Annotated in this window: 12 protein-coding genes; all 12 read left to right on the top strand. The window is 43.1% G+C overall.

From position 1 onward, the window contains the following. The first annotated feature begins 129 nt into the window (after nt 1-129). The 12 genes from K1X84_10570 (at nt 130) to K1X84_10515 (ending at nt 13,421) form a co-directional block, all read left to right on the top strand. The gene (locus tag K1X84_10570) at nt 130-1,272 is read left to right on the top strand and encodes an acyl-CoA dehydrogenase (protein ID MBX7152075.1); all 1,143 of its coding nucleotides are present in this window, start codon (nt 130-132) and stop codon (nt 1,270-1,272) included. Between the two features lie 11 nt (nt 1,273-1,283). Continuing rightward, a complete protein-coding gene (locus K1X84_10565; GenBank protein MBX7152074.1) occupies nt 1,284-2,390 on the top strand; it encodes a leucine dehydrogenase in 1,107 nt (368 codons plus the stop codon). Nucleotides 2,391-2,425: 35 nt separating this feature from the next. Beyond that, on the top strand, nt 2,426-2,932 hold the full coding sequence (gene nusB / locus K1X84_10560; GenBank protein ID MBX7152073.1) for a transcription antitermination factor NusB: 507 nt from the start codon (nt 2,426-2,428) through the stop codon (nt 2,930-2,932). Between the two features lie 63 nt (nt 2,933-2,995). Beyond that, complete coding sequence (locus K1X84_10555; GenBank protein ID MBX7152072.1) at nt 2,996-3,586, top strand: radical SAM protein; 591 nt, start codon at nt 2,996-2,998, stop codon at nt 3,584-3,586. Nucleotides 3,587-3,631: 45 nt separating this feature from the next. Further along, nucleotides 3,632-4,897: a SpoIIE family protein phosphatase gene (locus K1X84_10550; GenBank protein ID MBX7152071.1), complete on the top strand. Its 1,266-nt coding sequence runs from the start codon at nt 3,632-3,634 to the stop codon at nt 4,895-4,897. 49 nt (nt 4,898-4,946) lie between these two features. After that, a complete protein-coding gene (locus tag K1X84_10545; protein MBX7152070.1) occupies nt 4,947-5,840 on the top strand; it encodes a hypothetical protein in 894 nt (297 codons plus the stop codon). A 113-nt stretch (nt 5,841-5,953) separates the two neighbouring features. Further along, nucleotides 5,954-6,361: a hypothetical protein gene (locus K1X84_10540; GenBank protein MBX7152069.1), complete on the top strand. Its 408-nt coding sequence runs from the start codon at nt 5,954-5,956 to the stop codon at nt 6,359-6,361. A gap of 146 nt (nt 6,362-6,507) precedes the next feature. Then, nucleotides 6,508-7,773 carry a TolC family protein gene (locus K1X84_10535; GenBank protein MBX7152068.1) on the top strand — a complete coding sequence of 422 codons (1,266 nt, stop codon included), beginning with the start codon at nt 6,508-6,510 and terminating at the stop codon, nt 7,771-7,773. Between the two features lie 13 nt (nt 7,774-7,786). Then, nucleotides 7,787-11,101: a CusA/CzcA family heavy metal efflux RND transporter gene (locus K1X84_10530; GenBank protein ID MBX7152067.1), complete on the top strand. Its 3,315-nt coding sequence runs from the start codon at nt 7,787-7,789 to the stop codon at nt 11,099-11,101. A 22-nt stretch (nt 11,102-11,123) separates the two neighbouring features. Beyond that, on the top strand, nt 11,124-12,332 hold the full coding sequence (locus K1X84_10525) for an efflux RND transporter periplasmic adaptor subunit (protein ID MBX7152066.1): 1,209 nt from the start codon (nt 11,124-11,126) through the stop codon (nt 12,330-12,332). 42 nt (nt 12,333-12,374) lie between these two features. Further along, nucleotides 12,375-12,704 carry a cation transporter gene (locus K1X84_10520; GenBank protein MBX7152065.1) on the top strand — a complete coding sequence of 110 codons (330 nt, stop codon included), beginning with the start codon at nt 12,375-12,377 and terminating at the stop codon, nt 12,702-12,704. A gap of 24 nt (nt 12,705-12,728) precedes the next feature. After that, nucleotides 12,729-13,421 carry an acetolactate decarboxylase gene (locus tag K1X84_10515; protein MBX7152064.1) on the top strand — a complete coding sequence of 231 codons (693 nt, stop codon included), beginning with the start codon at nt 12,729-12,731 and terminating at the stop codon, nt 13,419-13,421. The last annotated feature ends 64 nt before the right edge of the window (nt 13,422-13,485 follow it).

Here is a 13,485-nt window from a genome sequence, read left to right as displayed (position 1 = left end):
TTATTCAAATAAAATGAGCCTTTCGAATCAAAGAAAGCCTTGATTCTTCTTTACTTCGTATATATATTGCGCCGTTTGAATTTTGCATTAATTTTTTAAAATACTCTCACATAGTTTCAAGGGAAAATTATGGATTTCAAATTCAGTGAAGAGCAGGAACTGATTCGGGAAACCGCAAAAAACTTTGCACAGGAATATTTAGCGCCATTCGCACATGAGCGCGATGAGCATCAAAAGTTTCCAAAAGAAGCCGTCGAAAAATTAGGCGAATTGGGTTTCATGGGTATGATGGTTTCTGACAAATACGGCGGTTCGGGCCTGGATGCGATGACGTATGTTTTGGTGATTCAGGAGCTTTCCAAAGTCGACGCATCTGCCGGCGTGATTTGTTCCGTCAATAACTCGCTCGTCTGTTTCAATGTTGAAAAATACGGCACCGAAGAACAAAAACAAAAATATCTTGTTCCATTAGCCAGCGGAAAAGCGCTCGGTGCGTATTCACTATCCGAAGCCTCTTCCGGAAGTGACGCCGCCAGTTTACAATGTTTCGCTGAGAAAAAAGGTGATCATTATCTGGTTAACGGTACTAAATTATGGGTCACCAACGGTGCAAGTTCGGACTATGTCGTATGTTTCATACGCACGGATCGCTCCAGCAAAACTAAAGGCATCAGTGCTTTTGTCGTTGATAAAAAATTTCCGGGGTTCCGTGTCGGTAAAAAAGAAAACAAACTCGGTATCCGCGCTTCCGATACGACAGAATTGGTTTTTGAAAACTGTATGATTCCGAAAGAAAACCTTCTGGGCGAAGAAGGTATCGGTTTTAAGATCGCGATGGAAACGCTCGATGGCGGCCGTATTGGTATCGCCGCACAAGCAATTGGCATTGCCGAAGGCGCGCTGGAAGAGGCTGTCAAATATTCTAAAACGCGCGAACAATTCGGCCAATCGATTTCGAAATTCCAGGCCAATGAATTTAAAATCGCCGATATGGCTACACGCGTTGACGCGGCCAAAATGCTGCTCTACCGCGCGTGCTGGCTCAAAGATAACGGACAAAAATACGGCAAAGAAGCCGCCATGGCCAAACTATTTGCGTCGGAAACTGCTATGGCCGTCACTACACAAGCGGTACAAATGCACGGCGGTTACGGTTATACCAAAGAATATCCGGTTGAACGCATGATGCGTGATGCCAAAATTACCGAAATCTATGAAGGTACTTCAGAAATTCAACGCGTCGTTATCGCACGTCACGTATTAAATTCATAATGGAGATTTGAATGAACGCTTTTGAAATGATGGAAGAAAAAGATCATGAAGAAGTGGTCTTTTTCAGCGATAAAAAAAGCGGATTGCGGGCAATTGTCGCTATTCACAATACGACGCTGGGGCCGGCCTTAGGCGGATGCCGGATGTATCCGTACGCATCGGCTGATCAGGCGCTCAATGATGTATTACGCTTATCACGCGGCATGACGTATAAAGCAGCTGTTGCCGGATTGAATTTAGGCGGTGGTAAAGCCGTTGTTATCGGCGATCCTAAAAAGGACAAAACTGAAATGTTATTCCGCTCATTTGGACGATTTGTTCAAGGATTAGGCGGACGTTATATTACGGCTGAAGATGTTGGCACCAACGTGACAGATATGGAATATACACGGATGGAAACCAAATATGTCACCGGTATTTCTCGGGCATTGGGTGGCAGCGGCGATCCCTCCCCTGTCACGGCCCTGGGAGTCTACCGCGGATTAAAAGCCTGCGTTGAAAAAGTATTCAATACCCAATCGTTGAAAGGATTGCGAATTGCTGTTCAGGGCCTTGGACACGTTGGCTATTATTTGGTACGCCACCTTCATGATGAAGGCGCAAAGTTAATAGTTTCTGATATTGACTCTGAACGTGTAAAGAAAGTTGTGAATGAATTTAATGCAGAATACGTCGAAGGCGATAAAATTTATTCGGTAGACGCCGATATTTTTGCACCTTGTGCCTTAGGCGCTATCGTAAATGATCAAACCATTCCGCAGTTCAAGTTCAAAATCATTGCCGGAGCGGCTAATAATCAATTGGCGGATGAAGACCGGCATGGAAAAATGCTGATTGAACAAAAAATCGTCTATGCTCCCGATTATGTGATCAATTCTGGCGGTTTGATCAATGTGTATAACGAACTCGAAGGTTATAACCAGGAAAAAGCATTGTCCCAAGCCAAAAATATCTACGATATTGTCAAAAACATTCTCGAATATGCCGATCGTGAAAAAATTCCGACGTATGTGGCTTCCAATAAAATTGCCGAGGAACGTATTCATCATATCGGGCATATCAAACAAACTTACGTGAGTAAATCCGAAACGGTTATGCGCCGTCTCGAAAGATTTTAGTTGTTCTTTACCATAAGCTGCAAAGTTTTTCGTGTATGAATCCTCATTTATTGGACGATGCGAGGTCTTCGGGAAAGTCGACGAAAGAAAAAAGTCCGAAGACAAGCCGACGCGAGGCTCGTGAGACGGTTCTTCAGGTTCTTTATGCCTATGAACATACGCACGCCAATGTCCAGACGATCATCGACGACGTCTGTGATTCATTTTCCGAACTGGCTATGAGCTTTATTAAAAAGCTTGTGTTTCATGCGATCGAACAGGAAAAAGAATTAGATACCTCGATCAAAATCCGGACACAAAATTGGGATTTCGAAAGAATCGCTATTATCGACCGATTGCTGTTACGAATGGCCATTTGCGAGTTTTTGTATTTCGAAGATATTCCCCCCAAAGTATCGATCAATGAAATGATCGAAATAGCCAAACGGTACAGCACCGATCGAAGCAGTAAGTTCATCAATGGTATTCTTGATTCTGTTCTGGATGATCTAAAAGCCGCTGGAAAAATTCACAAAAGTGGTCGCGGAATGATCGATGTTTAATTTATTTTTATAAGCTAACGGAATTTTAAAACAGCTTGCTCATATTGCAAGCTGTTTTAGTTTATGAAAAAACCGATTGAAATAGCCGACATTCTTCCGGTTTCGGAAGTGAACGGCCCCGGCAAACGAACGGTCATCTGGGTTCAAGGCTGTCCCAAGCGCTGTCCGGGTTGCTGGAATCCGGAATTTCTGACCTTTGGTTCCGACCGGAAGCTCACTCCCAAAAAGCTGGTTGAATATGTAAGAGAAGCCACGCATTCTTTTAATGACATTGAAGGCGTTACCTTCAGCGGTGGCGAGCCGTTTTCACAGGCTGAAACTTTGGCCGAAGCCGCAAAATTATTTCGTCGCCATGGATTAAGTATAATGTCCTATTCAGGCTGGACGCTGGAAGAAATTCAGTCCAGCAAATCCGGTATTATTTTATTAAATCAATTAGACATTTTAATTGATGGTGAGTATATTCGTTCGCTGTCTACGACCCGACTGTGGCACAGTTCATCCAATCAACGTGTTCATTTTCTGACCGAACGCTATTCCGGCTACCGCTCCAGGGTGGAATCGGGCGAGCAGGAATTTGAAATCACGTTGAAATCCGACGAAGTTACCCTTACGGGATTTCCCGACCAATCGGTGTTACGCGCGTTGCGTTAAATCCGCACATTTCTGTACAACCCTATCTTATAAACGGAGTTTAGTGTGAGCCTTGCAAAAAAACTAAAAGACGTAACGGAAGAAACATTGCGTCTAATGGCGATCGTTGAGATCGGCAAATTGCTGAATTCGACGCTCAATCTCGATAAAATTCTTGAAATCATACTCGATACGGCTGTTAAAAACCTTAACGCGGATCGTGGCACAGTTTATCTGATTGACCATGAAGACAAACAGCTATGGGCCAAGGTTTTACAAGGTGACGTCAAAGTGGAAATCCGATTTCCTATCGGCGCCGGTATTGCCGGGCATGTCGCCGAAACCGGAAAAAAAATAATGTTAAAAGACGCCTATAAAGACGAACGTTTTAATCCTGAATTTGACAAAAAAACAGGGTATAAAACCCAAACAATGTTGTGTACACCGATGAAAAACCGTAAAGGCGAAATGATCGGTGTTTTTCAGATCATTAATAAATTGGAAGGCTACTTCACTCTTGACGATGTAAAATTTCTTGATACTCTTTCCGTCGATGCCTGCATCGCCATAGAAAACGCGCGGCTTCATGAAGAATCGATTGAAAAGGAACGTATGGAAAAGGAACTTGAAGTGGCCGCAACGATTCAGAAAATGATCCTTCCCAAAGAAGTTAAGCAAATCACCGGTTTTGAAATCGCAGGTTTTAATGTTCCAAGCAAACAAGTAGGCGGCGATTATTACGATGTCGTTCATTTGCCCAATGGCAACGTCGCTTTGATCATTGCCGATGTATCCGGGAAAAGCGTGCCGGGAGCGCTTTTGGTCTCGACGTTGCAGGCTTCGCTGAGGGCTTATCTGGAAAGCGATTTTGAATTAACCAAACTGGCCGGGAAACTCAATCGGGTCATCCTCGGCAACTCGACGGTCGATAAATACATTACCTTTTTTATCGGAATTCTCGATCCAAAATCCAGAAAATTTACTTCCGTAAACGCGGGACATAATCCCCCGCTGCTGAGCCGCAAAGGCACTATTGCAAAGCTCAAAAACGGAGGCATCCCGCTTGGGATGGTAGAATTTGATCAATATGTCAGCGAAGAAAATGTCTTACAACCCGATGATATGGTCGTGATGTTTACAGATGGCGTAACAGAAGCAGCCGATAGAAATGACGAGTTTTACGATGATGAACGTCTAGAACAGTGTGTTGTCAAACATCAGAATGCTTCAGCATTCCAACTCAAAGATCTCATTCATGACGACCTGAAAAAATTTGTCGGCAATGCCGAACAGTCGGACGACATAACTATGCTATTGCTAAAATGCCTCTAACTCTTTATCATTCTTGTAAAAATAATCAAATTGAATTTTATGAGGATGTATGAGGGTTCTAATTTTATTACTAATTTCTGTATTTTCTGAGCTTTCGGCTCAGGATGCCGATTATCAAGCCTTGATTTTGTCGTGCAACGGCAGTGTTACTTCTATCGGCCAAAAAGATAAAACAGTTCTTAAAGCCGGTATGTTACTTCGCAACGGAGATTCGCTCGCTTTTTCTGGCCAGTCAATCGTTCAGGTTTTAGACTTTACAGGCAAAAAACAAACCTACTTGCAATCTACTCGGATTAACTTTTCATCACAATCGAAGAACGATTTGCTAGCCTCTAAACTCATCCGCCAGATGGCTTCAATTCGTGAATGGTCAAAAACGGCCGCAGAAAAGATGACCGTTCGCAGCGGAAATACGACCGAGACTTTTCTTGAATCGCCCCGAAATTCTAAATTAACTGAACTCCCCGATCGCTTGACGTGGATTGAAAATTCTACTAAAAAGTTTGATATTGCTATTCGATGCTACGATAATGACTTCACGTTTGACGAAACAATTACAGGAAACACATTCGCACTTTCTGAAAAAATCGGAATTCAAAAAGATATTATTTATCATTGGTATGTCAAACCGCATTATGAAACAATAGCTCAAGTACCTGTAGCGGTATGGTTTTCAGTGATGGATGAGTCTGAAAAACGGCTTTGGGAGTCTGAAAAAAGGCATCTTGAATCAATCGCAGATTCGGCTACCGTCGAGTACAAATTGCTCTATGCACAATTGCTATTACAACATGAGATGAATCAAGACGCCAAAACAATTTTGGATCGAATGTTAGATCAAGAGCCGTATAATTCTTCCGCGCAATTATTGATGGCCGTGGCATGTGAGCGTCTTGAAATGATACCTGAAGCTCAACGTGCTTTAAAATTATCTCAAAAGTAAGTAATAGTTTGGCTTATGCCTATTCGTCCATGGTTATTTTTGCCTTTAATCATGACCTTGCTCATAGATTTTTGGAACTTTTTGTTCTACTTTGTCGTTAGATAGGCAGCCTTATGAAAAAGTTAACCAACATATACCGCTCGACTACAAGCTTTTTGCTGGTAGTTTCTTTAGTGATTGTTACGACCGCCGGGATGAACAGATCAGCCGTATGTTCGATGAAATCGAAAACATCATCAAAGAATTGCTGCCAGAAAGCTTCAACCAATACGGGCAGTGTTACGATTTCTAAATCCAATTCATGCCACTGTCCTTTGATGACTGCAACGGTTCAAGGCTCATTCGACGAAATCACTCCTCAGACTTCAAACATTTCAATAAAAATTGTCGATACGATTCAATTAATTTCATTTGAATCCGATATCGATGCTTCGCCGGTTACTTTTAAACTCCATTCACTTCCTATCCCATCTCCCCCTGATCACGACAGGATTATTTTTCTCCAATCTTTCCTCATTTAATCGATTCTCATCCAAAGTCGTTGATGCTGCGGTAATTTTTTTACCGTAATCCTGTAATCTTTTTCAGGAATTGTATAACGCTTTGGACTGATTATGAATGTATGTTTTTAACATCGCAAAGAACGTACGTGATTAATGAGGATATTATGAATTTCTTGAAAACTTATTTCTTTTTAATACTCATCGTAAATTCTTTCGGTTTCAGTCAGGACAAAATACTGCAATCGTTGATTGACGATGCACGTCAAAATAATTTGCAATTACACGCATTCCACCATCAGATCGAATCGGAACGTATTAAGATCGATCAGGCCACTGCATGGGAAGCCCCACAGATCGGTATCGAATTTTATCAAACACCTATTCGTTCGTTTCCCTTGCCGATGCGCGGTGGTATGGAAACAGATTATTTCGTCCAGCAAATGGTTCCGTGGCCCGGTAAACTCAATGCCATGAGCAAGGTTGTTGAAAATTCAGCGCGTATAAGCGAGGCAAATTATCGCGTTTTAGAGCAGCAAATCGTCAGAGATCTAAAATACGCTTATTACGAATTGTATTTCATCCGTCAAAAAATCAGGATCAATAATGAAAATTTGAAATGGATAGAAAACCTCGAGACAATAATCCAATCGCAGATTACCATCGGACGCAGTAAACAACAGGATTTACTTCGATTACACATTGAATCGGCAAAGTTGAGTGTTGAAACAGTTAATTTTCAACGCGATGCGCGAACAGTGGAAATAATGATCAATACGACTTTGAACCGTGATATAGTTGCTCCGGTAAGCACTGCCGATAGTATTGAAACCATCATTCCCGTATGGAGCATTGAAAAACTTATTCCGCTTGCCAATGAAATACGGCCTGAGCTTCATTCGATGAATTTTAATCTTAAAATGTTCCAGGCAGAACAATCGGCGGTTAAAAAAGAACTTTATCCTGACGTCATGCTCAAAACCGTCTACAAAAATATGAGCAATACCAGTAAGGATTTTTGGTCGTTTATGATCGGTATTAATCTTCCCTTTGCACCGTGGTCAAAAGATAAATACAACGGACGTTTACTGGAATCGGATGAACATATTCTTCATGCCGAAAAAGAAATTTCATCCATGCAAAACATGATAGCTTACGATATTCAAAAAGCATTGTCATCGCTTGAAAACAGCCGGAACATGATGACGCTGTATCGTGATAACATCATTCCGCAGTATGAGCAGACTTTAAAACTATTAGTTATCGAGTATCAAAGCGGAAAGTTGGACTTCGGAATGGTCGTCGAAACAGAACGCATGCTTTTGATGGCTAAACTGGATCACCAAATGGCTACAATGAATTTCATGCAGGCGCTCAGCGATTTGGAAAAAGCGGTTGGGCTCAGCGCTTCTGAAATCAACCAACGTTTGTAATAAGGAAAATGGTATGATAGAAAAAATTATAGATTGGTCGGCCAAGAATCGTTTTATCGTCATTCTCGCATATCTCATCCTGACAGGATTCGGAATATATTCCGTTTCGAATTTACCGGTTGACGCTATCCCCGATCTCTCCGAAAATCAAGTCATCATTTTCACGGAATGGATGGGGCGTTCGCCGGAAGTGGTTGAGCAGCAATTAACTTTTCCAATTGTAACGTCTTTACAAGGATTGACCGATGTCAAAGCCGTTCGCGCCTCGTCGATGTTCGGTATGTCATTCGTCTTTGTCATATTTGAAGACAATACCGATATTTATTTTGCACGGACGCGCGTACTCGAACGACTCAGTACGGTACAAACTCAGTTACCTGTCGGCGTGACGCCGACATTGGGTCCGGACGGAACCGGTGTCGGGCATGTATTTTGGTATACCGTCGAAAGAAAAAATTACGATTTGGGAACGTTACGCGCCGTTCAGGACTGGTACATTCGTTATAAACTTTCGGCCGTTGAAGGCGTTGCCGAAGTCGCCAGTATAGGAGGTTACGTCCGGCAATATCAGGTTGATATCGATCCGATCAAACTGCGGGCATTCAATCTTACCGTATCCGATATTGTCAATGCCATTCAGCGCAGCAACAACGAAGTTGGCGGTAAAATTGTCGAAGCCAGCGCCGCCGAATATTTTGTGCGCGGACAAGGATACATTCAAACTAAAGAAGATATTGAAAACACTGTTGTCAAAAACTCGGCCAACGGAATTCCTGTTTTCTTAAAAACAGTTGCAACCGTCCAGATCGGCGCGGATATTCGCCGCGGTTCTCTCGAAAAAGACGGACAAGGACAAGTAGTCGGCGGCATCATTGTAATGCGTAACGGCGAAAATGCAAAAGCCGTCATCGACCGCGTCAAAGAAAAAATTGAAGAATTGAAAAATGGTTTGCCCGAAGGCGTCGAGATTAAGACTTCGTATGATCGCAGTACGTTGATTGATGAAGCGATCGGAACGCTGGATCGCGCGTTGATCGAAGCCGCTATCGTCGTTTCGCTGATGGTTGCACTGTTTCTTCTCCATTTTAGAAGTATTCTCCGGATCATTATTGAAATTCCGGTCGCCGTACTTCTTTCTTTTATTTTGATGCGTGTTTTCGGAATTACATCGAATATTATGAGCCTGGGTGGAATTATTCTTGCCATCGGCGTCATCGTAGATTCGTCCATTGTCATGGTCGAAAACGCTTATCGGAATATTGCCAATGCCATTAAGGAAAAAGGACATTTAAACGCTAAAGATTACAAAACCTTATCCATTCAATCGGCCAAACAAGTTGGCCGGGCAATTTTCTTTTCTGAACTGATCATCCTCGTCTCTTTTCTGCCAGTATTTTTGCTCACCGGGCAAGAAGGTAAGCTTTTTATTCCTCTCGCATTTACCAAAACATTCGTCATGATCGGCGCTTCGGTGGTGGTCATTACATTAATCCCAGTGCTGATGACGCTATTGATGCGTGGTAAATTTCGCAACGAAAACGAAAATCCTGTTACCAGAGTTACTAATAAATTTTATGAACCGGTAATTCGATGGGTTTTGAAATACCGTAAAATTACGATCGGAATTAATGTGATAGCTTTAATCTCAACGGTTCCGATGATTCTCAATACCGGTTCTGAATTCATGCCGCCGCTCGACGAAGGCTCAATACTCTACATGCCGGTCACTCTGCCCAACGCATCCATTACCGAGGTTAACCGAATTTTGCAGACGCAGGATAAAATTATCCGGAGCATTCCGGAAGTGCATCACGTTCTCGGTAAAGCCGGTCGCGCCGAAACGGCAACGGACAATGCGCCGTTAAGCATGATTGAAACGATCATATTGCTGAAACCGAAGAATACCTGGCGTCCCGGAATCACTAAAAGCGATATCATCAACGAACTGGATTCCAAGTTGCAAATCCCCGGCGTCAGCAACGGATGGACGCAACCGATCATAAACCGAATCAATATGTTGGCGACGGGCGTCCGGACCGATATCGGTTTCAAAGTTTTCGGCAATAATCTCGATACGCTCGAATATTATGCCGTGAAAGCCGAACAGATTTTAAAAGCTGTTGACGGCGCGGCCGATGTGGTTGCCGAGCGTGTACAAAACGGGCTTTATCTTGATATGGCTATTAAACGCGAGGCTATCGCGCGATATGGAATCAATATTACGGATGTGCAGGATATTATCGAGATGGCTATCGGAGGGCAAAATTTAGGAACCATACTCGATGGGCGTATGCGCTTCCCTATCCGGATGCGTTATGATCGTGATCTGCGCAACAATGTTGATGAGCTAAAAAGCCTGATCGTTCCGGTCAATACAGGATCGGCAATGGCATCAACATCGATGAATGCCAAATCGGTTTATCGTCCTGTTGCCAATAACAGTATGAATGACCCGGTGATGAATTCCAATGAAACTGTAACCAATCCGTTTTCGCTCGATCGTATCGATCAAAACGCCAAATTGTATCTTCAATTATCAGAATTGGCTGATATTCGGATCCAGTCGGGCCCGCCGATGATAAGCAGTGAAAACGGCATGTTACGCTCGATCGTGTACATGAATACGCGCGGCCGAGATATGGGCAGTGTGATGAATGACGCCAAACGCGCGATTGAATCGCAATTAAAACTTCCGAGCGGTTACTCGTACACATGGAGCGGACAATACGAAAGTAAGATGCGTGCGCAACGCACGATCACGATCATCATGCCGGTTGTTTTTTTGATCATTTTTGTATTGCTCTATTTCACGCTTCATGATTACAAAGAAGCGTTTGTAGTAATGCTGTCCGTGCCGTTTGCGTTGATCGGCGGCGTGTACATGATTTACGCCATGGGCTATAATTTTTCAGTTGCCGTATGGGTCGGATTTATTGCGCTATATGGAATCGCCGTTGAAACCGGCGTCGTGATGGTGGTGTATCTTCATGAGGCTCTGGATAAACGGTTGCGTGCGTTTCAAAATGGCGAACGCGGAGCTATAACGGTTAAAGATATTTACGAAGCCACCATCGAAGGTTCTGTACTGCGCTTACGTCCAAAACTCATGACGGTCTGCACCAGTTTGATCGGCCTGGTTCCTGTCATGTGGGCAACCGGAACGGGTTCGGACGTGATGAAACCGCTCACGGCGCCGATGATCGGCGGATTGATCACGTCAGCCGTTCACGTTTTAGTTGTCACGCCGATTTTATTTGCCATGATGAAAGAACATGCTTTGAAAAAAGGAACGCTCGAAATTTCAAAAATGGCCGATTGGATGAAATAAAAGTTTTAATGGAGATAGATTTATGAAATCATTTTTAATGCTCGTCAGTTTTACGACCGTCTTTCTGCTATTCAGTGGCTGTAACAGTAAAACGGAGAATTCGACCGATGGTCATGCCGATCAGAAGATCATTTATTATTGCCCGATGCATCCGCAGATTACTTCAGACAAACCGGGCGTGTGCCCGATCTGTCACATGGATCTTGTTAAGAAATCCGATGATGGTGATGTCGACGTTATGGCAATGAGCGATGACTTGAAACTGAGCGACCGTAAACAAGTTTTGGCCAATGTTTCAACCATGAAAGTGGTGTCATCGGAATTGTCTAAAAAAATTACGGCTTACAGTTATCTCGATTTTGCCGAGCAGAACCGGCGCGTCATCACGGCCCGGTTCAACGGACGCATCGAAAAATTATACGTCAATACAACCGGCGATTACATCGGTAAAGGCCAGCCGTTATTTGACATCTATAGCCCCGATTTATTACAGGCACAAAACGAATACTTGATTGCTCTTAATTCTAAATCCGGTTTTGACGAAACGCTGATCAAATCCGCCAGAAAAAAACTTGAATTGTACGGAATCACCACTGAACAAATTCAATCACTGGAAAAAACAAAAGAGCCGCAGTACGTGCTGACTTTTTTATCGCCTTTCAGCGGAACGGTTATCGAAAAAAATATCCAGGAAGGTCAGTACGTCAATGAAGGAAGCAAATTGTACGATGTAGCCGATCTATCCGTTCTATGGAATCTTGCCGAAGTGTATGAAAATGATTTGCCTTATATCAAGCCCGGCAGAAACGTTGAATTAAAAACGCAGTCCTATCCCAATGAGGCTTTTCGCGGAACGGTGACATTCATTTATCCCATCGTCAATTCACAAACCCGTACGGTCAAAATTCGTTCGGAATTTGTCAACGTCGGCAACAAACTCAAACCGCAAATGTACGGAGAATCGGTTTTTTCAGTAAGTCTCGGCAAAGGCATTGCGATTCCATCCGACGCGGTGTTATTCACAGGCAAGCGTAATGTTGTGTGGATCAAAACGGGTCACAACGCTTTCGAAGCCAAAGACGTTACGGTTGGAATGAAGATCGACGGGCAGTATCAAATTATTTCCGGATTAAAAGAAGGCGATGAAATTGCTGTCACAGGCGGTTTCCTGATCGATTCTGAGAGTCAATTGAGAGCAGGATTAGTTACCGAAGAGCATCAGCATGATTAATTTAAATTTCCCTGTTTAACATTAACCAAAAAGGTATCTGTTATGAAACTGACATTATTATTAATCGGTTTGGTCAGCATCGTGGCCGCAGTTGTTACCGGCCAGGATAAGTCTAATAAAGAAACGATCATCAACTTACCGACTATCAAGTGTTCGATGTGCGTGAAAACCGTCAAAAAAGCCGTCGGAAAACTCGACGGAATTGTCGAAACAAACATCGATCTCGATAAAAAAACCGCCACTGTAAAATATGATCCGGCTAAAGTAACCGTCGCCGATATTGAAAAAGCAATTACGGCTTCCGGCTATAATGCCAATGAAAGTAAGCGCGATGCGGATGCTTACAGCAAACTTCCCGACTGTTGCCAATAATGATTTAAAATTAAAGGATAACTTATGACGTGGAAACGATGGATTGCTCTGGCTTTTTTGATTCAGGCTTGCGAAAGCCCACAAAATTATTCTGTCGAGTATCGCGGTTCTCTGAAGTCTATCATGCATGAAGGTAATACAAGCGCGACGATTGCATTGGACAGTCTGAAAAACCGCGATCATTTGTACGCGCTTGGAGCTGCGGAAAATCTGGATGGCGAAATTTTGATTTGGAATAGCCGGCCGCTGACGGCCCACGCCAACGGCGATTCGCTAAGTATAGACTCTACATTCGATCCTAAAGCGGCATTACTGGTCTTTGTGAGTGTGCCAAAGTGGAAGGAAATGCTGCTGCCTGAATCTGTTAAAACGATTGCGGACTTGGAAAATTATATCAAAGAAACGCTGAACAATCCGGAGTTTCCGGTTTCATTTTTGATCACCGGAGAAATTGAATCATTGAATTGGCATGTTGTCCGCCCGGGGAACGGCGAAGAATTGCTTCCTCACGATCAGCACGCACAGAGTGGAATTCGAGGTAATTTGACGGGTGTGGGTGTGAATATCTTAGGTTTTTATTCATCCAAACATCAGGGAGTTTTCACGCATCATTCATCGAATGTGCACATGCATGTCACTACGGATGATAAAAAAACATCCGCCCATGTCGATGAAGTGCTTTTTAACGGGCAGGCGAAAATATTTCTACCGGAGTAAAGTTGCCATCGACATTCTGAACTTTATTCGTATTCGTATAATATGCGTAGGTTTTCGTTGTCGT

The sequence above is a fragment of the bacterium genome (genome assembly GCA_019695335.1).
Lineage (GTDB): Bacteria > CLD3 > CLD3 > SB21 > SB21 > JABWBZ01.
This window is presented reverse-complemented; position numbering and strand designations above follow the sequence as displayed.